The following is a 26,016-nucleotide window of genomic DNA, read 5'->3' on the forward strand; positions in this document are numbered from 1 at the left end:
TCTCCGCTTCGCCGCGGCAGCGGCCTTGCCGGAGAGATCGCGCGGCACCCTGGTTTGGTTACACGATCACGGAGACGTGAGGCCGCCTTGCCCGGCCGCGACGGGTGAACCTACCGGCATGGTCAACCGCCAGGCTCGTTCGACCCAGACCGGATCGGCCTCGTGACCGCCGGCATGCAGGCAGAGCTCCAGCCTGGCAGGACCGTCGCAGCCGGCCGCCATGCGGCAGATCAGTCCGTCCGCGATCGTTTCGGTGCGGGCTGCTCCGGCCCAGCCGGCCGTGCAGCCGCCCGGCGCGAAGATCGCGAGGCTCTTGAAGACATCGCCCTGTCTGGAACCTTGCCGCAGCGTGCGGCCGGCGAGCGGCACCGTCGTATCGCTCGTGCCATGGACATGGATCAAGGGTGGGCGCGGGCCTTCGCAGCTTTCGGGCAGCGGCTCCCAGAAGGCGCCGGCGATCGGGGCGAAGGCGGCAAAACGCTGCGGCATCCCGCAGGCTAGATACCAGACCATCGAGCCGCCCTGCGAGAAGCCGCTCGCTAGGAGGCGGCGGGGATCGATAGGAAAGCGCGCGACGACGTCGTCCAGAACCTGACCGATGAAGGCGAATTCGTCGCGTTGCTTCGCCGGAGAACCGGGAAAGGACCATGAGCGTCCGGCGCCATCAGGTGCGATCAGCGCGACGCCGAGGCGACGCGCGACGGCGGCGAGGCCCGGATCGGCGATCACGTCCTCGGCCGAACCTTGATAGCCATGGAAATACACGATCGCGCCGACCGTCCGCCCTGCTCCGGCCTCCGGCGGTAGCACGATGCGATAGCTGCCGCTCGCCACGCTGCAGCCCGCAGCCTCGGCACAGGCGTCGCCGGGCTTGGAAGGACCGGGAGGCTCCCGAGCAACCGCCGAGCCGGCAACCAGGATGCCGACGAACGCAGCTACGAGCGGCAGCCTTGTCGCCATTTGCTATCTCTCCGCTGCGCCCGTTAAGCCTTGCGCTCCGGCGCGAGCGTAACCGGGCGGCGCACGCGCTTCACCTCGGCATCGCGGGCTTGTGAGCGGGCGTCCGCCATGCAACGGACTGGGTGCAAATCCGCCTTCCGAAAAGCGCAATACGTGTCGCTACAAGAGCTCGAAAACCAGCTCCGACCGGTCTTCCTCGCCGCCCTCGCCGGCGATGCCGCGGCCTATCGCCTGTTCCTCGATACGATCAGCATGCGGCTGCGCGGCTATCTCAGCCAGATGCTGGCGCGTGCGGGCCGGACCGAGGCGAGCGAGGCGGAGGACGTGCTACAGGAAACCTTGCTGGCGCTGCACCTGTCGCGCCATACCTACGATGCCGCGAGCCCGGTGACGGCCTGGGCGCATGCGATCGCCCGCTACAAGCTGGTCGACCATCTGCGCCGCTCCGGCCGCCATGCCGGCGCCCTGCCGCTCGAAGACGAGGCGGACGGGCTCGCCGGCCCGCCGGAGGGCGTCGCGGCCGAGGCGAGGCTCGACCTGGCCCGTGCCATGGCCGCGCTGCCCGAGCGCACGCGCCGTTTGATCGAACAGGTCAAGCTACAGGGCGCCAGCGTCGTCGAAGCGGCCAATGCCGCCGGAATGACGGAGACGGCGGCGAAGGTCGCGATCCATCGCGGCCTGCAAGCCATGGCGAAATTCCTCACGAAACGCGGGGCGAAACACTGATGAAGCCCATGGTCATCGACGCCTCGTAACCTTTCGCCAGCTTCTCGCGAACTCCAATAGACCGCAGAACCACGAAGATCGGACATGCAGACCAACGATTTGATCTCCCTGATGAGTGCGAGCGCCCGGCCGGTCGATACCGGCTGGCTGCGCCGCGCGACGTGGCTCTGTGCCCTCGCTGCACTCTCGATCACGGTTGGGCTCGTGCTGCTCACGCTCGGCACCAGGCCAGATTTCACCAGCGCCTGGACGACGCTGCCGGTCATCGCCAAGGCCGCGTTCGGCGCGAGCGTCGCGGCGATCGCGCTCGTGCTGTTCCAGAACAGCCTGCGGCCGGGCCTGAAGCCGTCGCGGCGCCTGCCACTCATCGCGGCCCCGCTCCTTGTGGCGGCTGGCTGGGCGCTGCTCGCGCTGATGCAGGCGCCGGCCGAGCAATGGAGTGCCTTGATCTTCGGCCGCTACTGGCGAGCCTGCCTGATAGCGGTGCCGCTGTACGCGCTGCTTCCGCTCATCCTGCTGCTGCTGCTGGCGCGCCGCGGCGCACCTGTAGATCGAGTCCTGACAGGGGCCTTTGCCGGCCTCGCCTCGGCTGGCCTTGCTACTGTCGCCTACAGCCTGCATTGCCCGGATGATACGGCGGCCTTTCTAGCAACCTGGTACACTTTAGCGACCGTGATCGTTGCAGCGCTCGGCGCGCTTATCTTTCCACGCCTTCTGCACTGGTGAGATGACGCCGGCGGCCTGGCTTTAAGTAGCGCCGGACTCTGCTGGCCGCTCTGAGAAATCAGCCGCCAACCGATGCGCCGCTCGCAGCGCCTCTATCTTCACGGATCGATCAATCCGCTCCTCTCGCCGGTCCGAGACGATCAGGAGGCGCATGCGCAAGCTTTCTCCGGGGTGCTCAGCACTTGCTTAGACCGCTATATTTTTGAGAACGCAGCCAATCGAGCGCTGTGAACTGGTCGATTGGGCGAAACCACCCTTCTGCCTGCCGACGGCTGAGCCGCATGCATCCTTAGGACGGCGGCAAGTTTGGACGCGTGATCACTAACGGCCCTTAGCTCGGCGTTATGCTCTCCGCCCGAGATCGGATCCTCCTGTGCGTGCCTGTGCCATTCCCTCCCAATCCATTGGAAAATGAATTGGTCCAGCGATGTCGGCCCAGACACGACAGTCCTCGTGGCTGTCCGATTTGTCCGCGCATTTCCGCGGATTATCTCAACGCTCTGACCGTGAAGATTGCACCATCTTTGAAAGGCACGCTGCCAGCGATCTCGATCCGCTTGAGGTCCTCTGGCACTCACCATGAGCTCAAAATTTGATCCGATCGGGTCTTGCCATTCGAAGGCGACATCGAACGTGAGAGGCGCGAAATTCTTCAGAACAGATTTTTTAGTGTGCACGGCGGCGGTAGTCGTAAGAAGTCCTCGCATCGATTTAGATACTATAATGCATGGCGGCGAAATGAACACTCCGCTATGTTCGGCGGCTCCTTGCGAAAATCTGCGAGAATTGCGCGCTGCTGCCGGACTTTCGCAGGAAGAAGTCGCTGTTCGCATGGAAGTCGAGCAGACCTATGTCAGCGGCCTAGAGCGCGGCGTGCGCAACCCAACGCTGACCACCCTTGATCGCACCGCCCGTGCGTTGAACGTCAAAATCGGCGAGTTACTCAGGGAAAGGTCGGACTAAAGGAGGCTAATTCGCGGTGCACGAACCTGAGCGGCTGTTCCCCTAGCCAAGCGACCCCTCCAGACATTGGTGTCAGGCTTTTGCCGCCCCTCGCCCGCAGCGGGGGCAAGCCGCCAATCGACCGGTCATTGGGCCGCCATTATCAGCTTTTGCATTCACGGCTCGGTTAGCCGCCGCCATGCCGCCTCACCTGTCCCACTGAACCAAACTGCTAGGCCGGAACATCTCGGCATACGTGGCACCCATATGCCGACACGCATCGCTCTGATAAATATGGAGAATTATAGAAAGCCATTATTATTACTGGGGTTCTACAACCGGGTGCAGTTGATTATTCCGACTGCGTGGGCCGTTTTGAAAACTCGGGCGACCGATGCTTATAACAACGACCACGGATAGGTGAGCGCAATGGCTACTATTGGGCCGCCTGATAGAGCTCCGCAGTGAGCTCCCGCAAAGCCCGGCGGCCATCCGGCCTCAGATACATCATGTGGCCGCCATCGAGCACGGCGGACCGAACGGGCTTCGCACCGGCGATCGCGCTGATCTGGCTCAATAGGTAGCGGGAGATCATGTAGGGCGTCACGAGATCGGTGTAGCCGTTGACGATCAGGACGCCCATCGCCGGATTCAAGCTTCGCGCTCGCTGGAGATCGCCCATCACCCCGGCGTAGCCCTGACGAGAGGAACTGGTTCCGTAGTCCCAGTTGCGGCCGACCTCCCCGTTCAACAGGCGGTAGGACATGTCCGTCCGAAAGCCCAGTTCGTCGCGGACATAGGCCGTGAAGGCAGAGGTCAGGGCGGAGACGCTGCGATCGAGGATCGGATCCGGGCCTCGATCTCTCGGACTTTGCGGCGCGATGTCGCCGGTCTCGATCAGACCGTCATACGGGCTCAGGACGTTCCCTCGCGCCCGGGCGAACTCCTTGGTGAAGAGACTGGTAGAAATGCGCGCGAAACTGCGCTGCACCAACTCGAGAGGCAGGCCGGTGATCTCGGCGATGCGCTGGCTGGCAGCGCGCCCACCCGAGTCCAGCCCGCTTGCGAGCGCGACGAGATAATCGCCGAGCGCGAAACGTTCGATCTCGGCGAGTTTATCCCGGAAGGCATGCCCGACGAGGCCGTCTCGCTGGAGGCGAACGGCTGCAAGCGAGGGAAGCTCCAGCGCAAAATGAAGGATGTCGAAGTCATCGGGCCGCAAGAGGGCGAATTCCAGGGCGGGAGAGACGAGGACGATGCCGCTCGGGCTGATGCCGATATCCTGCTGAAGCGTTCGGGAGAGCAGCGCAGCCCGGAACCCACCGTAACTCTCGCCCGCCAGAAAAACCGGTGAGCGGGTCCTGCCCGCTTGCGCCAGATACAGACGGACGAACGCTCCCATCGAGGCAGCATCCTGGTTCACGCCCCAGAAGTTCCGCGTCTGCTGGCCGGAGGCCTCACGACTGTAGCCCGTCCCGACCGGATCGACGAACACGAGATCGGTCATGTCGAGCCAGGTGTCCGGGTTGTCGATGAGCTTCTGAGGCGACGGAAGCAGGCTTCCGTCGGTTCCGGTCATCAGTACCCGCGGCCCCATGGCACCGAGATGGAGATAGGCCGCGGCGGCCCCCGGGCCACCGTTGAAGACGAACGTCACCGGCCTTTGCGAGCTCTCGTCCTGGCCCTGCTCAGGCTGAACTGTATAGGCGACGTAGAAGACCTCGGCCGTCGCTTCGGCATTGCTTCCGAGCAGCGATAGCGTGCCTGCCCGAGCCCGATATCGCAGCGTGCGGCCGCGCGCGTCAATCGCATGTTCTGTCGTCTGAGGCTCAGGCAGGAGCGATAAGATCCCCGTCCTAGTCGTGCTGCGCTCCGGGCTTTGCCCGCGGCTGGAATCAGGCGCGGATAGGAACAGCGCCAGAGCGATTGCAATGGCCAGAGGCAGCCTGGGCATCATTCGGACTCCTGATTCTGCGGCTCTTCCCAGGACAACGATGCGACGGTCCGGATATGTCCTCAGATCGTCTCCCGCATCGAACCATGGTCACTCAAAGATAGAACAACGGAAGCAAATTATCCTGAGTTCCCGAGCGGCGTAGCGGTCCGGCCGCGGTTCCATGCTGGCCTTGTCAGAATCCGTGCGCAGTCAGGCATGGCCTGAACACTCTCCATTTCATACTGTGCGGTCACTGGTCGTTGCTACCCGCGCTTGGCGCGATCGGTGGGGAAGTTGTCAAACGCGAACGGCTGAGCGGTCCTCATGGACAGAGGAACTTCGGACCGAGTCTCCCGGTTGTTGTGAAAACCGGAGGACTTTGCCGTGGCAAAACAACCAGAATCTCTCGCCACATTCGCTGCGACCGCGAGAAACGCCGGACAGAAACCCAACAACATTGGATTGACGGCTACGCCCGAAACAAAACCGATTCCGACCGATCCAAAGAAAAAGGCCGATGCGGCCACCAAAGTGCTGCGTGAGGGCGTACTTCACAAGGATCAGGGCGCGGAAAAAGCTGTCGATTCACTGCCAGATCGAACGCGAGACACTCGCAAGTCATGAGGTTGGTCGGACACATCAGGCCGTGAACCCATAAACCGAATGCGGCCGAGATGGACGGCCTTCAGACGTTCGGCCTGGCGACGTGGCTGGGTCGGTTCACCCCGATCGGCAACATCGGTCGTTTCTCCATCATCGGAGATTGCCGTCAGGCGCGAACCGGTACCGACCTAGTCTGAGACAGACCTGCTGATCTTGATGCCCAGGAGGCGTTCCACCGAGCTGAGAGCGATGTCGATCTGAAGAGACTCGTCGATTTCTTCGGCGCTCAAGCACCCTTCCAGCCAAAGCCCATCGATGATCGCGTTCAGGGCGATGCTCAGATGGTGCAGCTTTTCTGCGGAAGCGCGGACACCGTCCGCCTCGAGCACGCCTTGTATGAGGCTCCGACATGCTGCGCGATAGGCCACATATCGCGTTCGATGAATCTCCCTGAAGCGCTCGTTGATGTGCACCTGGCTGATGAACGTCGCCCATAGCGAGAGAATGCGGGGCTCTGCGACGGGACCGCTGATGCTGGCGATAAGGAAGCGCCGCAGCTTGTCGATGGGAGACCCCTCCTCCGCCGCAACCGCCAGCGGTGGCCCGGTGATGATCGCGATGGTCCTGCCATAGGCTTCCGCAATCAGGTTCTCTTTCGACGCGAAGTGATGCCGGATGAGGCCGTTACTGACCCCGGCCTTTGCGGCGACCGCGCGCACGCTCGTGCCCTGGATGCCCAGCTCAACAATGCAATCCATCGTGGCTTCGATCAGGTCCGTGCGCCTGTCGAAGTCGGGGGCTCGCCTGAAGGAAGTCGTCACATTGCCTCGTCCGAATTGCAGCAAAGCCAAACTATGCACTTGCATAGTTGCTATACGATCGCATAGTGACTGACCAACGGCCAGCCCGCTATCGCCTCCGACATTCCCATCACATCAGCGAAACTGCATGCGCGACCCCCGCTACGACATCCTCTTCGAACCGGTCACGATCGGCCCCGTCACCACACGCAATCGCTTCTATCAGGTCCCGCACTGCTCCGGCATGGGGCATCGTTACGCCCGCTCGGATGCTCATATGAGAGCGATGAAGGCCGAAGGCGGCTGGGGAGTGGTTTCGACGCAGGAAACCGAGATCCATCCATCCTCCGACCTGACGCCCTCCAACCAGGGCCGGATCTGGGACAGCGCCGACGTGCGCGTCTTCAGGGAGACGACGGACCTCATCCACGAGCGCGGGAGCCTGGCGGCGGTCCAGCTCGTTCACAATGGCCTGCACACCGCCAATCGGCTCTCGCGCATCGCCCCCTACGCCCCGTCCGATGCCGTCGTCGACACCGATGATCCGGTCCAGGCTCGCGGCATGGACAAGGCGGATATCCGCGAGTTCAGGCGCTGGCACCGCGATGCAGCAATTCGGGCACGCGAGGCGGGTTTCGACATTGTCTACGTCTATGCCGGCCACGACATGACGCTGCTGATGCACTTCCTCCTCGCGCGTCACAACCATCGAACCGATGAGTACGGCGGATCGCTGGAGAATCGTCTGCGGCTCTTTCGCGAAGTGTTGGCCGATACCCGCGATGCCATCGGCGATCGGTGCGCCCTGGCGGTCCGCTTTGCCGTGGATGAACTGATGGGCTCGGCAGGCATCGAGCGCGACGGCGAAGGGCGCGACATCGTGGCGGCGCTCGCCGAGGAACCGGACCTGTGGGATGTGAACCTGTCCGATTGGTCCAATGACAGCCAGTCCGCCCGATTTTCGCAGGAAGGCTATCAGGAGGAATATACCCGCTTCGTGAAACAGGTCACGACCAAGCCGGTCGTCGGCGTGGGCCGGTACACTTCGCCTGACACTATGGCCCGTGTTGTTCGACAGGGCCATCTCGACCTGATCGGCGCCGCCAGGCCGTCCATTGCAGACCCGTTCCTGCCCCTCAAGATCCAGGAGGGCCGCATCGACGACATTCGGGAGTGCATCGGCTGCAACATCTGCGTGGCGGGCGACAACATCGCGGCGCCGATGCGATGCACCCAGAACCCGACGATCGGCGAGGAGTGGCGGAAGGGCTGGCATCCGGAGCGGATTCCGGCGTTGGCTGGCCCTGCGACGACCCTGATCGTCGGCGGTGGGCCTGCCGGGCTTGAGGCCGCCCGCGCATTGTCGCAGCGGGGTGCATCGGTTATCATCGCGGACGCGGGAACCGAATGGGGCGGGCGCGTATCCCGCGAGAGCCGGCTTCCAGGGCTTTCCACCTGGGCCAGAGTGCGAGATTGGCGCCTCGGGCAGCTTCAGGTTGCATCCAATGTCGAAATGTTCCTCTCAAGCCCGCTCACGGCCGATGACATCCTCTCCCATGGGAGCGAGCACGTCGCGATTGCCGTGGGCGCCAGATGGCGGGAGGACGGTGTCGGCCGGGCTCACCGCTTGCCGCTGCCGTTTCTCAGGAATGGCAAGGTCGCCGGGGTAGATTTGCTCTTGGACGAGGGAAGCTCTGCCGCCGGGCAAGGGCCTGTGGTGATTTTTGATGACGATCGATACTACATGGGCAGCGCTTTGGCTGACAAACTGGCTTCGGCAGGTATCGATACGACCTATGTCACCCCGGCGCCACTGGTGGCGGCCTGGACGGTGAACACTCTCGAACAGGCCCGTATTCATCGCCGATTGCTGGAACTGGGCGTGAAAATCAGGGTTCTTTCGGCTCTCGCAGATCGAGCAGCCGACACCTTGTCGATCAGGTGCGTTTACTCGGGTGCAGTCGAGGTCATTCCCTGCGACTTGCTCGTGCCTGTCACCGCGCGTGTCCCCTCAAGCGATCTGTGGACGGCGTTGCAGGCCCGGCAGGAGGAATGGCTGGATAGCGGGCTGACCCGCGTCGACAGGATTGGGGATTGCCTGGCGCCGGGCACGATCGCCGCAGCCAACTACAGCGGTCACCTGTTCGCCAGGAGCATCGGTGCGCTGGAGGAAACCGAGGGCGCTGACGCTTTCCGGTAGCTCCTGGGCCGCCGCGGTTTCTCGGCCAGTTGCCTGCCGTCACGCTGCCGAGCAGGGGGAAATCCTCAATTGGGTTCGCGAGGTCGTTATCAGCGGTAGCACGGAGTATCGCCGTTATCAGTTTGCGGCGGCGAAGCGGAGATACGCCCTGCGCTTCAAGGGCCTGGGGCTGGAACCGACGACGGGCAGGCACGCGCGCAACAGCGCCCTTGTCGACGCACCGCCGCAATTATTGCGCGAGATGAGCGAGATCGTTCGCTTCAACACCTCCCATCTGACGGCAGTCGGCTTACGACGGAACGGCGTCTGGAACGCCGAGACCGCGTCCCAGAAGGTCGAGCACTTCGCGCTGATGTTCGGCGCCCTCGGTTCCGATCCTCAAGGCGACGTCGCCGGTCACGGTGTTTCGCTCTAAGCGATGACACTCGCCATGCTGGTCTTTTCAGCCGTGTGGGATTGGTATCTCGGCTGGCGTGATCGAGGGTCTGCTTTCACACGGGCCCCATAACGTTCGGGACGTCCTTGCAACTCACATACTGAAACAGACCGGCTCGCACGAGCAGCCCAGTTATGCGATCCAGGACACGCCAGCGATGATTGCAAATCACTACGGTCGCTCCCTCCCACAGGACAAGTCTGTCACCGCAGCCAAAATCCTGAATCGTGTCTGGCCGGACGCATAGGCGTCGGTGCCGGAACCCGCAGAAAGAGGCAGGCAGGCCGGATAGTCCAGCTCAGGCTCGATTACGGCGCCGGATGATCGGAACGGCAAAGAAGAAGGCGGGGCCGGTTCCGGCCCCGCCCTTCCAGAGCGATGGGATGTCGTCTCTGCTTACTTCGCTGCGCGCCCGGCCGCGACCCAGCTGTCGAACTGAGTCTTGTGGGCACCGACCCATTCATCGGCCATCTTGGTGATCAAGGCGTTGCTGCCGCCGTTCTTGTTGATGTTGAACTCCCAGTGCGACCAGTCCTCAAGCGGGAACTTGATGTTCTCGATCAGCGCCTTCACGGCCGGGTTGGCGGCGACGAACTTCTTGTTCCCGACGGCGCCCCAGTTCCAGGAGGCCATGGCCATGCGGCAGGGATCGGCGCCGCCGGCGCATCCCTTCACGCCCTTGACCAGCGCCGAGCCCTTGTTCGGGACAGAGGGCGGCAGCGCGTCTTCCGGCGTCGGCAGCCAGACGACATCCTTGCCGGGAACGAGCGCGTTGTTCACCCAGGACGGGCTCCAGGCGTAGAAGAAGGCCGGCTCGCCGCGCTTCACGCGGGCCACGGCTTCAACCATCAGCGCCTCGTACTTGCCGCGAATAGACTTGACGTTGTCCTTCAGGCCGAACTTGTCGAGCTGAAAGTCGACGACGTCGCCACAGCTCCAGCCGGGATCGCAGTTGATCAGGTCGGCCTTGCCGTCTTTGCCGAACAGCGCCGCGATCTTTGGATCCTTCATCTGGATCAGCGAGGTGATGTTGTGGGCATCTGCCGTCTTCTTGTCGATCAGGTAGCCGTTGATGCCGCCACCGACGATCAGGCCGCCGCCGACGATCTCCGCATCCTTCTCTACCGCGCGGAAGCCAGGCTCGCGCTGCGGGAAGTTGACGTCGGTCGCGAGGTCGAGATCGCCCTGCGCCGCCGCCTGGAAGAACAGCGTCGTGTTTACGGTGCTGAGCTTGACGTCGTAGCCGAGCTCCTTCAGCGCCTTCATCACGATCTGCGCGGTGACGTAGTTGGCGCCGAGGCTGTCACTTTGGGCGTAGCGCACGGTCTTGCCTTTGCCGGGCATCTCCTGCGCTTGCGCGGGCGCTGCCGCGAAGGCGAGCGCGCCAGCGGCCATTGCCGCCGTCAACATCTTCAATCTGGTCATGGTCATCGGCTGTTCTCCTCGTCGTCGACCCGTGCCGGTCGTTTTGTTGCTTTCCCCTCCCGCCTTGCGGTGGGGCTTTAAAAGCCGGGACGCTGTGCTGTCCCGGCCATTCCTTGAATGCGAGAGCCTCGTGTGACCTGGAGCTCCGCGAGACGCTCAGAGCGCCGGCTTCGCCGGCATCACGGCCTGGACGGTCTCGTCCGGGCGGCCGCCTTTGAACAGCCGCGCGACGATGCCGAGCAGCGAGGCTCGTGCAGCGGTCCGGCCGCCTGCCTTGGGAGCTGCAAGCTTCTGGGTGATCCGGTCGAGCACCATGGCCAGGAGCACGATGGCGATGCCGCCCACGGCCGCACGGCCGACATCGAGGCGACCAAGGCCCTGCAGAACGACGAGACCGAGGCCCTCCGCGCCGATCATGGCGACGACAACCGACAGCACCATAGCCGTCAGGACGGTCTGGTTCAGGCCGCCGAGAATGGTCGGGATCGCCAGCGGCAGCTGGATCTCGAAGAGGAGCTGGCGCTTGTCGGCACCGAAGGCGAGGCCGGCCTCGACGATCTCGTGCTCGACCATGCGAATGCCGAGATTGGTGAAGCGGATCAGCGGGGGCACCGCGGCCGTCACGACTGCGACCTCGCCCGGTACCGTGCCGACGCCGAACAGCATCACTACCGGCACGAGATAAACGAAGCTCGGCGTAGTCTGCATGATGTCGAGGATCGGGCGCACGACGTTCCAGACCCGATCGCTGCGCGCGCACCAGATGCCGATCGGGACGCCGATGACGGCGCAGAAGACGATCGCGGTCGAGATCAGCGACAGCGTCGTCATCGCCTCGTTCCAGACGCCGAGCACGGCGATGACGATCAGCGAGACGGCGCTGAAGATCGCGATGCCAAGCGTCGAGAGCCGCCAAGCCAGCAGGAAGAAGCCGACGACGAAGACCGGGAACGGAATCGCGTGGAGAATCCAGTCGTTCAGGCTCAGCAGGTTCTCGACCGGCCATTTGATGGCGAGGAAGATCGGACGCAGGTTGAGCGCGACCCAGCTGACGCCCTGCTGGATCCAGGCGTCGATCGGGAAGACGGCAAGATCGTCTGCCTTAAACATGGCGCTCTCCGGCGGATGCGGTCTTGCAGGAGTTGGAGGAGATGCGGGCCAGGATGTCGTCGGCGCCGAGCGAGCCCATGAACTTGCCCTCATCGTCGACGACAGCGATCGGGCGGCCGTCACGATAGCTGCGGGCAACGTCGAGGAGCTTCGCGCCGGGCGGGACGCTGACATAGTCGCCGCTGGGTGCTGCGACCCCGCCGCCCGCGCGGGCCTGCCCGCAAGCCTCGGCGTCGAGCGTGCCGAGTACCTTGCCGTCGCGGTCGAGCATGAAGCCCGGCCCGCCGGCCTCGCCGACCAGCGTGCCCCGCTCCGATTGCAGAATCGGCTCGCCCGCCCGCATCACCGAGCGCGCGTCGAACAGCCGGGCGCGGTCGACCTCGCGGGTGAAGGCGGCGACATAATCACTGCCCGGTTCCAGCACGATCGACTGCGGCGTGCCTTCGCGGACCAGCTCGCCCTCGGACATGATGGCGATGCGGGTGCCGAGCTTCAGCGCCTCCTGGAAATCATGGGTGATGAACAGGATCGTCTTGTTCAGCGTGCGCTGCAGACGCAGCAGCTCATCCTGCATCTCCGAGCGGATCAGCGGGTCGAGCGCACTAAAGGCCTCGTCCATGATCAGGATGTCGGCGTCGGTGGCGAGCGCGCGAGCAAGGCCGACGCGCTGGCGCATGCCGCCGGACAGCTCATGCGGGTAGTGGTAGCCCCAGCGGCCGAGGCCGACGACGGTGAGCACTTCCTCTGCCCGGCGGCGGCGCTCCGCCGGCGCGATGCCGCGCAGTTTCAGGCCGAACTCGACATTTTCGATGACACGCTTGTTGGGCAATAGCGCGAAATGCTGGAAGACCATCGAGATGCGAGTGCGGCGCACCTCGCGCAGCTCCTCCTCACCGAGCGGAACGATGTCGCGCCCGTCGAGCAGGATCTTGCCGGCACTCGGCTCGTTCAGGCGGTTGATGCAGCGCGCCAGCGTCGACTTGCCGGAGCCGGACAGACCCATGACCATGTACATGGCGCCCTGCGGCACGCTCAGCGAGACGTTGTTGAGCCCGACCACCGCGCCGAGCTTCTCGAAGACCTCGTTCTTGTTGCCACCCCGCGCCAGCATCTCCAGCGCCGGGCGGGGCGTGTTGGAAAATATCTTGTACAGATTCTGGATCTGCAGTCGCTCGGTCATATCCGGACCCCTCTTCTCGGCGCCCGATTGATCGGGCTTGTTCGACCTGCCTGCCGACAACCATTAAGTGCCGGCCGGGATGGCGCGTCTTCCTGCGATCCGATGGAGGAACGAGCTCCTCCCTCGTTCCTGCGGAGGAAGATGCGCGTAGCAACCGCTAACGCAGCGGCGAAAAATCCGTCGGCAGCAGGATCCGGTTCTCGGCCTGCTCGATGTTCTCCGAGAGCTTGGGCAGGAAGGCCTGCCAGCGCGGATCGTCCGCGAGCTGCTGACGCCGGCGGGTCCGGTCCTCGAAATCAGCATAGGCCCAGAGATGGGTCACATGACTGAGCGCGCCGATCTCGGTGGTGAAGTAGCCGATGAGATGGCCGAGGATCGGCTGCTGGATCGCCAGCCCCTCCTCGCGCACGAGCTGGAGATAGCGGCCCATGCGGCCGTTGCGGATGCGGTAGATGCGTTCTTCGACGATCATGGCCGTGCGTCCTCCCTGCCATCGCCGAGGAAGMCGCCCATCAGCCCGGCGATCTGCTCGGGTGCCTCGGTCAGGATCGAGTGGCGCAGGCCCGGCAGGATGTGCAGCTTTGACCCGGAAATGCGCTCCTGCATGTAGAGCGCCATGCGCGGGTTGGAACCGGCGTCCTCCTCCCCGGTCGCGATCAGGACGGGGACGCGGATCTGGTCAAGCAGCCCGCCGAAATCTGTCTGCGCCAGAACGCGATAGGCCGCGGCATAGCACTCCGGGTCGTTTTCCGCATTGCGCTGGCGCAGCTTGGCGATGAGTTCCGGATTCCTCGCCTGGAAGTCTTCGGTCAACCAGCGCGACAGCGACGCGTCGTAATGCGCGCCGCGATCACCGGCCTGGAGTGCAGCCAGCCGGGCGGCGACACGCTCACGCTCCTCCTCGGTGCGCCCGGCGACAGTCGAAAGCAGCACGAGGCGACGGATGCGGTCCTGATGGGTCAACGCCAGGCGCTGCGCGATCAACCCGCCGAGCGAGAAGCCGGCGAGGTTGAAGCTCCCGAAGCCGGCACGGTCGGCAAGCGCCAGCACGTCGCCGACGAAATCGTCGATCTCGTAGCGGCCGCGCACCTTGCTCGAGCGGCCATGGCCGCGCAGGTCGAAGGTCAGGATGCGGAAGCGATCGGAGAGACGCGCGACTACGCCCTCCCAGGCCTCCAGGTAGGAGCCGACGCCGTGGATGCAGATCAGCGGCTCGCCCTGCCCATCTATCCGGTATCTCAGCGTCACGCCGCTGATGGTCAGGCTCTGCGGACCCTCCGCCGGCTTGGCGCTCCGGGCAGCCGTTGTCGCAGCGGCCATCGCCTAGTACCCTACCGCGGCCAGGCGCGGGGCCTGCTCCGCCACCTTGGCCTTCTCGCGCTCGCGAGCGGCGAAATGCGGCATCACCTCATCGATGAAGAGACGCAACGTCTTCACCTGCAATTCGAAGGGCAGGTTGAAGGAGAGGCCCAGCGCGAACTGGTCAACGCCGGCATCCTCGTAGACCTGCAGCTTGCGGATGATCTCCTCGGGCGTGCCGAACATCAGATTGTCGCGCACAGCCTGCGGATTGTAGTTGCCGCGGTTGGCGATGGTTTCGAAGGGAATGGCCTCGGGGAAGCCGTTCGTCACCGTGCCGCTGTTCTGCATCAGGTTTTCAAAATAGCCGCCGTAGTCGACCGAGTGCCGCACCGCGAGCTCCCAATCCGCCTGCCCGTCGTAGACGCAGGTGCGCCGCTGCATCATCAGCTTCGGACGCGACCGCTCCGGATGGTCGGCCACCGCCTTGCGGAACTTCTCACCGAGCACGCCGACCTCGGCCGGGGGCGCCGACAACGGCGTCGACAGGATGTTGGCACCGATGCCGACCGCCCAGTCGAAGGTGCCGGGATCGCGCGCCGCGACCCAGATCGCCGGGTGCGGCTGCTGCAAGGGCTTGGGCACCGATGTGGCAAGCGGAAACTTCCAGTAATGACCGTCATGCTCGTAGTCGCCGGCCCAGAGCTTCTGCACGGCCGGGACCAGCTCCTTCATGAAGGCGACGCCTTCCTGCTGCGGGATGCCGCCGGCCATGCGGTCGAACTCGTATTGATAGGCGCCGCGCGCGATGCCGAATTCGAGGCGCCCGCCGGTCAGGTGGTCGCAGAGCGCCGCCTCTCCGGCCAGCCGGATCGGCGACCAGTAGGGCGCCACCAGCGTCGCCGTGCCGAGCCGGATGCGGTCTGTGTGCTGGGCGAGCCAGGTCAGCGTCTGGAAGGGGTTTGGCGAGATCGTGCACTCGATGGTGTGGTGCTCGGCGGTCCAGAGCGTCTCGAAGCCGCCCTCGTCGGCGATCTTCGCCAGCGCGCGGAAGTTGCGGACGGCGTCCTGCATGGATTCCTGCGGCGAGAACCGCTCCATGGAGAGCGAAACGGCGAATTTCATGGCTTTCCTCCGTTCTGGTTTCTGTCGCGGACAGCTCAGCGCAGGCGAATGACGAACGGGTCCTGCATGGCGCCCGAATAGTCGATGAGAACGTTCTTCAGGCGCGAGAACTCGCGCATGACCTCGAAGCCGCCGCGGCGGCCATAGCCGCTGTTCTTCATGCCGCCGTTGGCGGACATGTAAGCGGCGGAGCGGTAGGTGTTGATCCAGACGGTGCCGGCATCGATGTTGCGGGCGAAGCGCATCGCCCGGTCGATGTCCTTGGTCCAGATGCCGGAGGCGAGGCCGTATTCGGTGTCGTTGGCGAGCTCGATCATCTCCTCCTCGGTCTTGAACGGCACGATGCCGACGACCGGTCCGAAGATTTCCTCGCGCATGAAGCGCATGTCGTTGCGCGCCTCGACCAACACGGTCGGCTCGAAATACCAGCCGCGCGCCAACTCGCCGTCCTGTGGCTTGCGGCCGCCGACCGCGACCTTGGCGCCCTCGCGCACGCCAGAGCCGACATAGTCCTCGACCTTGGCGAGCTGAGAGGCCAGCGCGACCGGGCCGATATCGGTGTCCTCGACCTGCGGATGGCCGACCTTGATGCGGCGCGTGCGCTCGACCAGCGCATCGACGAAGCGATCGTAGATCGGCTGCTCGACGAAGCAGCGCGAGCCGGCGACACAGGTCTGGCCGGCGGCGGCGAAGACGCCGGAGACGACGCCGTTCACCGCCCGGTCGATGTCGACATCCGAGAAGATGACATGGGGTGACTTGCCGCCCAGCTCCATCTGGCAGGGCACCAGGTTCTGCGCGGCGTTGCCGGCGATCTTTCGCCCGGTGAAGGTCGAGCCGGTGAAGACGTATTTCGCGATGCCGGGATGGCGCGTCAGCGCCTCGCCCGTGGTGGCGCCATCGCCGGTGACGACGTTGATCACGCCCGGGGGAATGCCGGCCTCGATCGCCAGCTCCGCCAAGGCGAGGCTCGACGCTGTGGCGTGTTCGGAGGGCTTGACGACGATGGTGTTGCCGATCGCGAGGCAGGGCGCGAGCGTGCCGGTCAACATCATCAGCGGCGAGTTCCACGGAATGATCATGCCGATCACGCCGAGCGGCTCGCGCAGGTTGAAGTTCAGCGAGTCGAGCTTGTTGACCGGAATGGTCTCGCCGAGCAGCTTGTCGGCCATGCCGGCGAAATAGAGATAGGAATCGGGAATGGCCCGCATCTGCGCGCGCATTTCCTTGAGCAGCTTGCCGTTGTCGCGGCACTCGATCATCGCCAGCGCGTCGGCATTCGCGAGCACGAGCTCGCCGAGGCGGCGCACCAGCTTGCCGCGCTCGGTCTGCGTCATGCGGCGCCAGGACGGGTTGACGAAGGCGGCCTTCGCCGAGAGCACGGCGGCGTCGACATCGGCCGCGTCGCCCTGGGCGAATTCGTACCAGGGCTCGGCCGTGGTGGGATCGTAGGACGGAACGTAGACGCCGCTTTTCGGAGCGACGAAGGCGCCGTCGATGAACAGGCCCTGGCGCGAACCTTCGAGGGATGTGACGGTCGTCTTCATGATCGCTCTGCCGGCTCAGGATTGCGGAAGGTTGGCCCAGGGCTGCGCGTCGCCGACCATGGCGAGGCGGCCGCCATCATCGGAATCCATGTAGATTCCGAAGCGCTTGCTGGCGCTCTCGCGGGCGTAGCGCCGCAGCATCGAAGAGATCTCCCGGGTCGGAATCTCGTCATAGGGAAGCTGATCGATCGGAAAGAAGCGCAGGCCTGAGGAAAGCTGCTGCGAAGCGGCTTGCTGCGCGAGGCGGGCGCGGTAGATCAGGTAACCCGGGTCGCCGTCGGTCACATCGAAGACGGAGTAGAGGAAGGTATCATCGGGCACGAGCGTCAGTGCGTCGCCGCCGTCGAGCTTGAGCTCGTTGTCAGCGATGCGGCGCTTCGCGCTCGGCAGCACCCAGCCTCCCTTACCATCCGACCGCAGCAGAAGATTCCCTTCCGCTTCAATCAGATAGCCGACAATCATGCCATGCGACTCGAGCCAGCCTGGCGGCAGCGGATCCTTCACATTGGCATAGCGGCCGCGGCAGAAGCCGAGCGGCGCGGTGGGGCTCGTGCCGAAGGCCTGCACCTCGCCGATCAGCACCAGATGATCGCCGGCATCGACGCGGCTATGCACGGTGCAGTCGAACCAGGTCAGGCAATCCGTGAGCACTGGTGCGCCGGTATGGACGCGATCGTGATTGATCGTGTCGAACTTGTTCGCAGCCTTGGAGGCGAAGAGGTTGGAGACGTCGGTCTGCGCCTCGTGCAGAAGATTGACCGCGAAGGCGTCGGAACTGTTGAAGGCCCCGTAGCTATGGGCGCTCTTGCCGACGCAGACCAAAAGCAGCGGCGGGTCGAGCGAGACCGAGGTGAAGGAGTTCGCGGTCATGCCGCGGGGTGCGCCCTCGGCATCGCGCGTGGTGATGACCGTGACTCCAGTCACGAAGGTGCCGAAGGCGCGTCGCAGCGCGACCGGATCGATCGCTGTTGCTGTTTTTTCCGCGGGAGCGAGCATCCGCCTCACCTCGATCAATGCGGGATCGTGATGAGAGGCTAGGCGCCAGCAATGCGCTTCGCTTCCTAGGAATAGCCGGACAAATGCGGGAAATGTTTCATCGAATCGGCGGAGCCGATGGCGCTTCTCACGCCACCGTCACTTCGCTGCTTTCGATGACACCGTGCAGCCGGATGGCAAGCTCGATGGCGAAGCGCTTGTCGGCGGTTTCGGGGTCGATGCCGAACAGATCCTGAATGCGCGAGAGCCGGTAGCGCAGCGTCGTGACATGGAGCCCCATCGCATCGGCACAAGCCTGGGCACGGCAGCCCTCGCGCAGATAGGCGGCGAGCGTCTCCAGATAGGGCGTGTCGTGCTTGCGGTCATGCGCGATCACCGCGCCGATCGCACCATCGACGAAGCTACGCACATCCGCCGATTCGGCGGCGCCGATCAGCATCGGCATCGGTCCGAAATCGAAGGCCGACAGGGTGCCGCTGCGCCCAAAGGAACGCGCGATACGGATCATGCGCCAGCAGCGCTCCCATTCCTTGGGATAGCTTTCAAGGCCATCGCAGATGCCGCCGAGCACGACGATCGGCTCGCGGTTGAAGCTGTGGCGGAGCACCTCGACCATGCGGCGCGGCAAACGTCCGGCGCGCTCCGCCTCCCCGCTCTTCTCCTCCGGAACGAGGCAGACGAGCCCGCCACCGACCGCGATGACGCTGATCGGCAAGTTCATCTGGCGCGCAAGCCGGGTCACGGCATGATGGCAGTCGATGCTGATATCGGCCGGCAGGGACGGGCCGTCGGGAAAATCCACCACGATCATCCGGGCAGGCGCGCCGAGCGCGAGCCCGAGCCGACGACCGCGCTGGACGATGTCGTCGGCGTCGCGCCAGCGACGCTCGACGATTTCGAAGAAAAGCTCGGTCAAGGTGCGCGTCTCGAAGCGGAAGCGGATGACGCTGCGCATCATCTGCACGCTCAGGGCGAATTTCACGCTGTCGAGCAGCAGCCGCTGGAGATCGCCGCCACTCTCCCCGGCCTCCGGAAAGACCACCAGCGCGCCGACCGCCTGCCCGTCGACATCGAGCGCCTCGATCCGCGCCGTGATCTGCAGACGCTCGTTTCCGTCGTCGAGACGCAGACCCAGAGGCTCGGTGCGGCCCGCTGCAACCGCGTCGCKCGCGGCGGCTGTGATCTGCGCCCCGATCGCGCCGTCGAGCCCCCGCTGCCAGGCGGCGTCGTCGAAGCGCAGCGGCGCCGGCGAGCGGCTGGCCGCCAGCGCGTTGCCGGCGAAATCCACCACCAGGATCGCGTCTGGCAAGAGTTCGGCGAGCATCGTCGAGAGCGCCACAGTCGAGCCACCTGACAGGACCGCCTGCAGCAGCATGGTCTGGGTCTGCAGCGCGTTCTGCAATTGCTCGGCCGCCTGGCGCTGCGCGCGCAGGCGGTGCTCGCGCTCGACGGCGATGCCGCCGAGATGGACGATCATGCTCATGAAGGCGAGATCGTCGGCCGAGACGTCTTGGATGTCGCGGGAGACGACGTTCAGCACCATGGCCCGCCCCTGCGCATCGGAGCAACTCATCGGCAGCACCAGCACGGTGCGGTAGTCGCGTTCGAAAGCCTCCCGGCGATAGCCGGGGAATTCCTCGGAGGCGCGTGCGTCCCGTATATAGATGGGCTCATTGCGCTGGAGCGCGATCAAGGCTGGGCTGGTGGCCAATTCCCAGCGATCCTCCAAGCGTCGGCGCAGCAAGGTCGGATCATGGCGGACAACGACATGGGCGTCGCCATGGGGCGCATCGATCGCCATGATCGAACCCAGCGCCCAGCCGCCGTGCTCGCAGGCCGCGCGGATGAGATCGCGGAGCACCGTGTCGAGATCGCCGCCGGAATTGATCCGGCTTGCAACATCACGCAACGAACGCATCTGCGAGGCCTGATCCGCCATGGGTCTCTCCCTACCGACCGCATGCGATCTTACGCCGCATCGCAGGTCGATCCATGAGTTTCTTCCCGCGTTCCGATGGAAGACGATGCGGGAACGGTCTCGCTAGGCTGCTTCACCCATTCACGATCGCAACAGGTGGACACGCCATGGACTACGGCCTTCGCAAGATCTCGACCTTCGTCGAGGAAACCTTCATCGAAGGCGGCAAGGGCGCCGACAAGCCGGTGCGCTTCGTCGTGGTGGCGGCCGTGCTGCACAATCCCTGGGCGGGCCAGGGCTTCGTCGAGAATTTGCGCCCGGAGATCCTGCGCATCGCGCCTGAACTCGGCAAAGAACTGACGAAGCGTCTTGTCGCCGTGATGCCGGCCGAGCAGGTCGAGGCCTATGGCAAGGCTGCCGCCGTCGGCACGAACGGCGAGATCGAGCATGCCTCGGCGCTGATCCACACGCTGCGCTTCGGCAACATGTTCCGTGATGCGGTGAAGGGCACGGCCTTTCTGAGCTTCACCAACACCCGCAATGCGCCGGGCGCGCTCATCTCCCTGCCGATGATCCACAAGAGTGAGACTGGCAAGCGCTCGCATTTCCTCACCGCCCAGTTTCAGATTCCGGACGCTCCGGCCGCCGACGAGGTGCTGGTCGCCATCGGCGCCGCCGACAACAGCCGCGCCCATCCCCGCCTCGCCGATCGCTTTCAGGACATGGAAGAGATGAAGCGAGAGCTGGTGGACGCCTGACGCCACCGGACCGAACAGCTCCCCCAGTCTTGCAGGGCCCGCCCATCCGGCGGGCCCTTTTTTCGTGGCCAGAGAGCGCCGGGCCGCCATCTCAGGCGAGCGCGACCTTGTCACGGGCGAGCTCGTCCATCACCTCCCGCACCGCCTTCTCAGCGATGGCGACGATCTCATCGACCTCGTCGCGAGTCGTGACCAGCGGCGGCGCGAAGCCGAGGATCTCGCCATGCGGCATGGCCCGGGCGATCAACCCGCGATCGCGTGCTGCCTTGGAGATACGGGCGCCGACCTTCAGGCCGGGATCGAAACGCGTCTTGCGCTCGCGGTTGGCGACGAATTCGAGCGCGCCCAGCATGCCGACACCGCGAACCTCGCCGACGATCGGCAGTTGCGCGAAGACCGCCTTCAGTCGCTCCTGGAAATAGCCGCCGACCTCGCGCGCCTTGCCCGCCAGATCCTCCCTCTCGACGATGTCGAGCACGGCGTTCGCTGCGGCGGCGCCGATCGGATGACCGGAATAGGTGTAGCCGTGCGAGAAGGCGCCGACGCGGTCCGCGCCCTCCTCCATCACCTTGTAGACCTTGTCGCCGACGATCGCTGCCGAGAGCGGGAAATAGGCCGAGGTCAGCCCCTTGGCGACGGTGATGAGATCGGGCTCGATGCCATAGAGATGCGAGCCGAAAGGCGTGCCGATGCGGCCGAAACCGGTGACCACCTCGTCGGCGATGAGCAGCACGTCGTATTTGCGCAAGATGGCCTGGATCGCCGTCCAGTAGCCCTCCGGCGGCGGGGTGATGCCGCCCGTGCCGAGCACCGGCTCGCCTATGAACGCGCCGACCGACTCCGGTCCTTCGCGCAGGATCAGCTCTTCCAGCTCGGAGGCGAGGCGCTTCGAGAACTCGGCTTCCGTCTCGCCGGGCTGGGCGCCCCAATAGTGATGTGGCGCGCCGGTGTGGAGGATGCCGGAAAGCGGCAGGTCCATATGGTCGTGGTAGAAGCTCATCCCGGTCATCGAGCCGGAAACGACGCTGCAGCCATGGTAGCCGCGCAGCCGCGAGATGATCTTCTTCTTTCGCGGCTGACCACGCAGGTTGTTGTAGTACCAGACGAGTTTGGCCTGGGTTTCGTTCGCGTCCGAGCCGGACATCCCGTAGAAGACCTTGCTCATCTTGCCTGGCGCCATCCTGACGAGACGATCCGACAGGATGGCGAGCTCATCCGTCGTGTGGGCGGCGTAGGAGTGGTAATAGGCCAGCCGGTAGGCCTGCCGGGAGATCGCCTCGGCGACTTCCGTACGGCCATAGCCGATATTGACGCAGTAGAGCCCGGCGAAGCCGTCGATATAACTGCGGCCTGTCGCGTCCTGGATGCGGATGCCCTTGCCGGTCTCGACGATGGTGGGATCGCCGAGCTTGCCGGCGGCGAAGTCTTTAAGCTGGGTGAAGGGATGCAGGGTACTGGCGCGATCCAGCGCGCCGATCGTCGCGATGTCGATCGTCATAGTCTTGCTCCTTGATTACGCTGCCAGATTGCCGAAGCAGACATATTTCGCTTCGAGATACTCGCTGAGGCCGTGGCGCGAGCCCTCGCGGCCGAGTCCGGACTGCTTCCAGCCGCCGAAGGGAACGGGCGCGCCGGTGAATTTCGGCGTGTTGACCGCGACCATGCCGTATTCGAGCGCATCAGTGAGGCGCATCGCCCGGCGCAGATCTTCGGTATAGAGATAGGCAGCGAGGCCCATCTCGGTCGCATTGGCGCGGGCTGCGACCTCCTCCTCCGTGTCGAAGGGCAGGATCGCGGCTACCGGGCCGAAGGTCTCCTCGCGGGCGATGGTCATGTCATCGGTCACATCGGCCAGCACGGCGGGCTGGACGAAATTGCCGCCGAACGGGCTGTCCTGGCCGCCTGCGACCAGCCGGGCGCCGGCCGCCACCGCCTGCGCGATCTGCAGGCGGCACTTTTCAGCGACCGAGGGCCGCGTCATCGGGCCGATATCGACGCCCTCCTCCAGCCCGTGCCCGACCTTGAGGCGGGCCGTCGCTTCCGCATAAGCCGCGACGAAGCGCCGATAGACGCCGCGCTGGACATAGATGCGGTTGGCGGCGAGGCAATCCTGTCCCGAAGTCGCGAATTTGGCGGCGATGCCGCCGATGACCGCCTGATCCAGCGGAGCGTCGTCGAAGACGATGAAGGGCGCGTGGCCGCCGAGCTCCAGCGAAGTGCGCTTCACCGTCTGTGCCGCCTGGCCGAGCAGGAGACGGCCCACCTCCGTCGAACCGGTGAAGGAGAAGGCGCGGATTTCCGTATGCGCCAACAGACGATGCGCCATCGGCGCGGCCTCGCCGGTCAGCACCTGGAAGACGCCCTTCGGGAAGCCGACCTCCTCTGCCAGCTTCGCCAGCGCCAGCGCCGAGAGCGGGGTTTCGGGAGCGGGCTTCACCACCATCGCGCAGCCGGCGGCCAGCGCCGCGCCGGCCTTGCGGGTGATCATCGCGCTCGGGAAGTTCCAGGGCGTCACGGCAGCGGCGACGCCGATCGGCTGCATCTGCACCGCGAGCCGGCTGCCGGGCATATGGCTCGGGATGGTCTCGCCATAGCTGCGCTCGCCTTCGGCGGCGAACCAATCGAGGAAGGCGGCGGCATAGGCGATCTCGCCATGGGACTCGGCGAGCGGTTTGCCCTGCTCGGCGGTCATGATGACGGCGAGATCGTCGACATTGCGCCGCATCGCCACCGCCCAGTCGCGCAGCAGGCGGCCGCGCGCGATAGGCAGGATATCGCGCCAGAGCTTCTGGGCCGCGACCGCGGCGGCAACCACCTCATCCACGGCTTCCAGCGGCAGCGAAGCGACGCTGGCGATGGTCTCCTGCGTCGCGGGATCGACGACCGCGATATGCTCGGCCGCGTCGCGCCAGCTTCCATCCACGAAAGCCCGGCTCTCCAGCAAGTCGGCACGCTTCAGCTCTTTCAGCGCTTTCGCGGATAAACCCCGCATCGCATCCTCCGCTTCGATGATTGAACGGCGGGGAGGCTAACGTGGAGAATGCCGCCTATGCCGCCGAAACAGGCGATTTCGCGAGGAATTTCGGCTTAGATCGACGGAGCGGCGCAGGGATTCGGCATGCTTGAACTCGACAGCCTGGATCGCAGACTTCTCGATGCGGTACAGCAGAACAATCGATTGACGACGGCCGAGCTCGGCGAGCGCGTCGGCCTCTCGGCAACGGCTTGCCAGCGTCGCCTCAAGCACCTGCGCGATGCCGGCGTGATCGAGGCGGACGTCGCAATCGTTTCGCCGCGCGCCGTCGGGAGGCCGCTCTCGATGCTGGTGCTGGTGACGCTGGAGCGCGAGCGGGCCGACATCGTCGACCGCTTCAAGGCCTCGATCCGGGCGACGAAGGAAGTGATGATCGGCTTCTACGTCACCGGTGACGCCGATTTCGTGCTCCATGTCACAGCGAGGGACATGGAGGATTACGAGCGCTTCACCCGCCGGTTCTTCTACGAAAACCCCGACATCAAGGGCTTCAAGACCATGGTGGTGATGGACCGGGTCAAGGCGAGCTTCGCCCTCCCGATCGATCCGTGACCGGAAGGGCAGCGGCGTGGGCGGACATTTGAGACTCGACCGGATCGACCCCAACATCCTCGCGCAATTGCAGCTGGATGGGGCGCAGACCAATCGGGGCGCAACTTTGCGAGCCGTTTGACATGGATGCCCCCGCCAGAGGATCTGCATTGCTGGTGCTGCAGGGGTTTTGCACTGGCGATCCGATGCTTGCCCGACGCGCACCGCGGCCGCCGCCCGCGTCACAAGATCGAGAGCGAATTCGGCCGGACCAAAGGCCGGCGGCGAATTGCGCGGCGTTGCAGGCGCTGCATTCGCGCCGCTTTTACAGCATTTTCTGACGCTCCGGGTGCTGCTTTCCGGCTCCGCCGGCCAAATCTCTGTCGCGAGCCGCGGTGGATCGGCTCGCAGATTGACGATGTCGTCTCGGAAACCCACCGGCGGCCGCCGCGTTGTTCCCGCACAGTCGTGAGGGGCATCGCTGCGGCGCCACGGGGTGACGCCTTCGTCTTTCGGCGGATGCGAGCATGGTCGAGAATGGGAAGAATGGACGCAAGCACCGCGGCCGCGGTTGGCTGCTTGTCGCCATGCTGGCTGTTGCGATCCTTGGCTATCAGGGCTGGCGCGAATGGGGAGGCCATGCCTCCACCGGCAGCACCGCGACCGGGCCGGCCGCGCCACCGCGAATTCCCGTCGCCTATTCCAATGTCCGCGAAGCTGACTATCCCGTCTATATCCATGGCATTGGCACGGTTTCAGCCTTCAAGACCGTGACGGTCAAAAGCCGCGTCGACGGGGCGATCACCAAGGTACTGTTCAGGCAAGGCCAGATCGTTCGCCAGGGTGACCCGCTGGTCGAAATCGACCGGCGCCCCTATCAGGCTTCTTTCGATCAGGTCGTCGCCAAGAAGGCCCAGGATCAAGCCAATCTGAAGAACAACCAGCTCATTCTCGAGCGCTACCAGTCACTCGCCGCAAAAGACTTCCAGTCGCGCGAGAATCTCGACACGCAGCAAGCGCTGGTCGAACAGCTCAAGGCACAAATCCAAGGCGATCAGGCTGCCATCGATAGCGCCAAGGTCAATCTGGACTATGCGACCATCAGCTCCCCGATCACCGGTCGGGTCGGGTTTCGGCTGATCGATCCCGGCAACATCGTCCATGCGGCCGACTCGACGGGAATCGTCACCATCGCCCAGCTGCAGCCGATCGCGGTCGAATTCACCGCCCCGCAGGATCGTCTCCAGGCGATCGCCAAGGCTTTCGACGGCGGCCAAGTCCCGGTCGACGCGATTTCCTCGGACGGCAGGCGGACGCTGGCGCACGGCCAGCTCGTCGCCATCAACAACACCGTCGATCTCGCCAGCGGCACGATCGGCCTGAAGGCACGCTTCGACAACAACGACAATGCGCTTTGGCCGGGGCTTTCGGTGAGCACGCGAATGCGGATCGATACGCTCAAGCAGGTCATCCTCATTCCCGCGAATGGGGTGATGCACGGCCCCGATGGCCTGTTCACCTATGTTATCGGCGATGACAGCAAGGTGAGCGCCCGGCCGATCCAAGTCGGTGCCAGCGACGATGACCGGGCGGTGGTCCTGTCCGGGCTTGGCGTCGGGCAGAAGGTCGTGGTCGCCGGCCAGTCCCGCCTGCAGGACGGCACTCTGGTCGATGCCAGGCCGATGCTCCCCGATTCCGAAGCGCCAATGGCCTCGAATGCCTCCGCAGAAATAGCCCCGGCCTCGGCGAAGAGGGCGGACTGAG

At 64.8% G+C, this 26,016-nt stretch carries 23 protein-coding genes; 9 read left to right on the forward strand and 14 right to left on the reverse strand.

Annotated elements, in window-relative coordinates; translation table 11 throughout:
• Positions 1 to 66 precede the first annotated feature (66 nt).
• The gene (locus tag AC1DIN_RS10795) at positions 67 to 960 is read right to left on the reverse strand and encodes a CE1 family esterase (RefSeq protein ID WP_476809769.1); all 894 of its coding nucleotides are present in this window, start codon (positions 958 to 960) and stop codon (positions 67 to 69) included.
• Positions 961 to 1,113: 153 nt separating this feature from the next.
• Between AC1DIN_RS10795 and AC1DIN_RS10800 the strand changes: the two genes are divergently transcribed.
• The 3 genes from AC1DIN_RS10800 to AC1DIN_RS10810 all read left to right on the forward strand — a co-directional run bounded on the left by AC1DIN_RS10800 (position 1,114) and on the right by AC1DIN_RS10810 (position 3,375).
• The gene (locus tag AC1DIN_RS10800; protein WP_476809770.1) at positions 1,114 to 1,686 is read left to right on the forward strand and encodes a sigma-70 family RNA polymerase sigma factor; all 573 of its coding nucleotides are present in this window, start codon (positions 1,114 to 1,116) and stop codon (positions 1,684 to 1,686) included.
• Positions 1,687 to 1,770: 84 nt separating this feature from the next.
• The gene (locus AC1DIN_RS10805; RefSeq protein WP_476809771.1) at positions 1,771 to 2,412 is read left to right on the forward strand and encodes an NrsF family protein; all 642 of its coding nucleotides are present in this window, start codon (positions 1,771 to 1,773) and stop codon (positions 2,410 to 2,412) included.
• 579 nt (positions 2,413 to 2,991) lie between these two features.
• The gene (locus AC1DIN_RS10810) at positions 2,992 to 3,375 is read left to right on the forward strand and encodes a helix-turn-helix domain-containing protein (protein ID WP_476809772.1); all 384 of its coding nucleotides are present in this window, start codon (positions 2,992 to 2,994) and stop codon (positions 3,373 to 3,375) included.
• 415 nt (positions 3,376 to 3,790) lie between these two features.
• Here AC1DIN_RS10810 and AC1DIN_RS10815 read toward each other — a convergent pair whose 3' ends face one another.
• Positions 3,791 to 5,311, reverse strand: coding sequence for a S10 family peptidase (locus AC1DIN_RS10815; protein WP_476809773.1), 1,521 nt, complete (start codon positions 5,309 to 5,311; stop codon positions 3,791 to 3,793).
• Between the two features lie 363 nt (positions 5,312 to 5,674).
• Between AC1DIN_RS10815 and AC1DIN_RS10820 the strand changes: the two genes are divergently transcribed.
• On the forward strand, positions 5,675 to 5,914 hold the full coding sequence (locus tag AC1DIN_RS10820) for a hypothetical protein (RefSeq protein ID WP_476809774.1): 240 nt from the start codon (positions 5,675 to 5,677) through the stop codon (positions 5,912 to 5,914).
• A 167-nt stretch (positions 5,915 to 6,081) separates the two neighbouring features.
• Here AC1DIN_RS10820 and AC1DIN_RS10825 read toward each other — a convergent pair whose 3' ends face one another.
• On the reverse strand, positions 6,082 to 6,714 hold the full coding sequence (locus tag AC1DIN_RS10825; protein ID WP_476809775.1) for a TetR/AcrR family transcriptional regulator: 633 nt from the start codon (positions 6,712 to 6,714) through the stop codon (positions 6,082 to 6,084).
• A gap of 127 nt (positions 6,715 to 6,841) precedes the next feature.
• Here AC1DIN_RS10825 and AC1DIN_RS10830 point away from each other — a divergent pair, with 127 nt between their 5' ends.
• Positions 6,842 to 8,893, forward strand: a complete 2,052-nt coding sequence (locus AC1DIN_RS10830; protein WP_476809776.1) for an oxidoreductase — start codon at positions 6,842 to 6,844, stop codon at positions 8,891 to 8,893.
• Entirely contained in the window at positions 8,853 to 9,308 is a 456-nt protein-coding gene (locus AC1DIN_RS10835; protein WP_476809777.1) for a hypothetical protein, read from the forward strand. The genes AC1DIN_RS10830 and AC1DIN_RS10835 overlap by 41 nt, the downstream gene beginning before the upstream one ends.
• Before the next feature lie 417 nt (positions 9,309 to 9,725).
• Here AC1DIN_RS10835 and proX read toward each other — a convergent pair whose 3' ends face one another.
• From proX to AC1DIN_RS10880, 9 genes are all read right to left on the reverse strand, one after another.
• Positions 9,726 to 10,760, reverse strand: a complete 1,035-nt coding sequence (gene proX / locus AC1DIN_RS10840; RefSeq protein WP_476809778.1) for a glycine betaine/L-proline ABC transporter substrate-binding protein ProX — start codon at positions 10,758 to 10,760, stop codon at positions 9,726 to 9,728.
• Positions 10,761 to 10,910: 150 nt separating this feature from the next.
• A complete protein-coding gene (locus AC1DIN_RS10845) occupies positions 10,911 to 11,864 on the reverse strand; it encodes an ABC transporter permease (RefSeq protein WP_476809779.1) in 954 nt (317 codons plus the stop codon).
• Positions 11,857 to 13,044 (reverse strand): quaternary amine ABC transporter ATP-binding protein, encoded by a 1,188-nt coding sequence (locus tag AC1DIN_RS10850; protein WP_476809780.1) that lies wholly within the window; start codon positions 13,042 to 13,044, stop codon positions 11,857 to 11,859. The genes AC1DIN_RS10845 and AC1DIN_RS10850 overlap by 8 nt, the downstream gene beginning before the upstream one ends.
• A gap of 157 nt (positions 13,045 to 13,201) precedes the next feature.
• Positions 13,202 to 13,516: an NIPSNAP family protein gene (locus AC1DIN_RS10855; protein ID WP_476809781.1), complete on the reverse strand. Its 315-nt coding sequence runs from the start codon at positions 13,514 to 13,516 to the stop codon at positions 13,202 to 13,204.
• On the reverse strand, positions 13,513 to 14,364 hold the full coding sequence (locus AC1DIN_RS10860; protein WP_476809782.1) for an alpha/beta fold hydrolase: 852 nt from the start codon (positions 14,362 to 14,364) through the stop codon (positions 13,513 to 13,515). Before AC1DIN_RS10860 ends, AC1DIN_RS10855 begins: the two co-directional genes overlap by 4 nt.
• Positions 14,365 to 14,367: 3 nt before the next feature.
• A complete protein-coding gene (locus tag AC1DIN_RS10865; RefSeq protein WP_476809783.1) occupies positions 14,368 to 15,468 on the reverse strand; it encodes an LLM class flavin-dependent oxidoreductase in 1,101 nt (366 codons plus the stop codon).
• Positions 15,469 to 15,503: 35 nt separating this feature from the next.
• On the reverse strand, positions 15,504 to 17,015 hold the full coding sequence (locus AC1DIN_RS10870) for an aldehyde dehydrogenase (protein ID WP_476809784.1): 1,512 nt from the start codon (positions 17,013 to 17,015) through the stop codon (positions 15,504 to 15,506).
• Between the two features lie 15 nt (positions 17,016 to 17,030).
• On the reverse strand, positions 17,031 to 18,011 hold the full coding sequence (locus AC1DIN_RS10875; protein WP_476766676.1) for a flavin reductase: 981 nt from the start codon (positions 18,009 to 18,011) through the stop codon (positions 17,031 to 17,033).
• A 127-nt stretch (positions 18,012 to 18,138) separates the two neighbouring features.
• Complete coding sequence (locus AC1DIN_RS10880; RefSeq protein ID WP_476809785.1) at positions 18,139 to 19,950, reverse strand: helix-turn-helix domain-containing protein; 1,812 nt, start codon at positions 19,948 to 19,950, stop codon at positions 18,139 to 18,141.
• A gap of 146 nt (positions 19,951 to 20,096) precedes the next feature.
• On the opposite strand from AC1DIN_RS10880, the gene AC1DIN_RS10885 reads away from it, so the two are divergent.
• Positions 20,097 to 20,687, forward strand: coding sequence for an amino acid synthesis family protein (locus AC1DIN_RS10885; protein ID WP_441473260.1), 591 nt, complete (start codon positions 20,097 to 20,099; stop codon positions 20,685 to 20,687).
• 91 nt (positions 20,688 to 20,778) lie between these two features.
• Here AC1DIN_RS10885 and AC1DIN_RS10890 read toward each other — a convergent pair whose 3' ends face one another.
• Both AC1DIN_RS10890 and AC1DIN_RS10895 read right to left on the reverse strand, forming a co-directional pair.
• Entirely contained in the window at positions 20,779 to 22,185 is a 1,407-nt protein-coding gene (locus AC1DIN_RS10890; RefSeq protein ID WP_476809786.1) for an aminotransferase, read from the reverse strand.
• Between the two features lie 15 nt (positions 22,186 to 22,200).
• Entirely contained in the window at positions 22,201 to 23,679 is a 1,479-nt protein-coding gene (locus AC1DIN_RS10895) for an NAD-dependent succinate-semialdehyde dehydrogenase (protein WP_476809787.1), read from the reverse strand.
• A 126-nt stretch (positions 23,680 to 23,805) separates the two neighbouring features.
• On the opposite strand from AC1DIN_RS10895, the gene AC1DIN_RS10900 reads away from it, so the two are divergent.
• Both AC1DIN_RS10900 and AC1DIN_RS10905 read left to right on the forward strand, forming a co-directional pair.
• Positions 23,806 to 24,273: an Lrp/AsnC family transcriptional regulator gene (locus AC1DIN_RS10900; RefSeq protein ID WP_476809788.1), complete on the forward strand. Its 468-nt coding sequence runs from the start codon at positions 23,806 to 23,808 to the stop codon at positions 24,271 to 24,273.
• Between the two features lie 506 nt (positions 24,274 to 24,779).
• Positions 24,780 to 26,015, forward strand: coding sequence for an efflux RND transporter periplasmic adaptor subunit (locus AC1DIN_RS10905; RefSeq protein WP_476809789.1), 1,236 nt, complete (start codon positions 24,780 to 24,782; stop codon positions 26,013 to 26,015).
• The last annotated feature ends 1 nt before the right edge of the window (position 26,016 follow it).

This window comes from Allobosea sp. 05T438, from assembly GCF_056396025.1.

What these genes read in the sequence shown, in the direction of transcription:
- AC1DIN_RS10855 (WP_476809781.1), bottom strand. Translation starts at nt 13,516, where the DNA reads ATGATCGTCGAAGAACGCATCTACCGCATCCGCAACGGCCGCATGGGC.
- AC1DIN_RS10895 (WP_476809787.1), bottom strand. Translation starts at nt 23,679, where the DNA reads ATGCGGGGTTTATCCGCGAAAGCGCTGAAAGAGCTGAAGCGTGCCGAC.
- AC1DIN_RS10810 (WP_476809772.1), top strand. Translation starts at nt 2,992, where the DNA reads ATGAGCTCAAAATTTGATCCGATCGGGTCTTGCCATTCGAAGGCGACA.
- AC1DIN_RS10795 (WP_476809769.1), bottom strand. Translation starts at nt 960, where the DNA reads ATGGCGACAAGGCTGCCGCTCGTAGCTGCGTTCGTCGGCATCCTGGTT.
- AC1DIN_RS10845 (WP_476809779.1), bottom strand. Translation starts at nt 11,864, where the DNA reads ATGTTTAAGGCAGACGATCTTGCCGTCTTCCCGATCGACGCCTGGATC.
- AC1DIN_RS10830 (WP_476809776.1), top strand. Translation starts at nt 6,842, where the DNA reads ATGCGCGACCCCCGCTACGACATCCTCTTCGAACCGGTCACGATCGGC.
- AC1DIN_RS10850 (WP_476809780.1), bottom strand. Translation starts at nt 13,044, where the DNA reads ATGACCGAGCGACTGCAGATCCAGAATCTGTACAAGATATTTTCCAAC.
- AC1DIN_RS10885 (WP_441473260.1), top strand. Translation starts at nt 20,097, where the DNA reads ATGGACTACGGCCTTCGCAAGATCTCGACCTTCGTCGAGGAAACCTTC.
- AC1DIN_RS10865 (WP_476809783.1), bottom strand. Translation starts at nt 15,468, where the DNA reads ATGAAATTCGCCGTTTCGCTCTCCATGGAGCGGTTCTCGCCGCAGGAA.
- AC1DIN_RS10890 (WP_476809786.1), bottom strand. Translation starts at nt 22,185, where the DNA reads ATGACGATCGACATCGCGACGATCGGCGCGCTGGATCGCGCCAGTACC.
- AC1DIN_RS10870 (WP_476809784.1), bottom strand. Translation starts at nt 17,015, where the DNA reads ATGAAGACGACCGTCACATCCCTCGAAGGTTCGCGCCAGGGCCTGTTC.
- proX (WP_476809778.1), bottom strand. Translation starts at nt 10,760, where the DNA reads ATGACCATGACCAGATTGAAGATGTTGACGGCGGCAATGGCCGCTGGC.
- AC1DIN_RS10805 (WP_476809771.1), top strand. Translation starts at nt 1,771, where the DNA reads ATGCAGACCAACGATTTGATCTCCCTGATGAGTGCGAGCGCCCGGCCG.
- AC1DIN_RS10875 (WP_476766676.1), bottom strand. Translation starts at nt 18,011, where the DNA reads ATGCTCGCTCCCGCGGAAAAAACAGCAACAGCGATCGATCCGGTCGCG.
- AC1DIN_RS10900 (WP_476809788.1), top strand. Translation starts at nt 23,806, where the DNA reads ATGCTTGAACTCGACAGCCTGGATCGCAGACTTCTCGATGCGGTACAG.
- AC1DIN_RS10905 (WP_476809789.1), top strand. Translation starts at nt 24,780, where the DNA reads ATGGTCGAGAATGGGAAGAATGGACGCAAGCACCGCGGCCGCGGTTGG.
- AC1DIN_RS10815 (WP_476809773.1), bottom strand. Translation starts at nt 5,311, where the DNA reads ATGATGCCCAGGCTGCCTCTGGCCATTGCAATCGCTCTGGCGCTGTTC.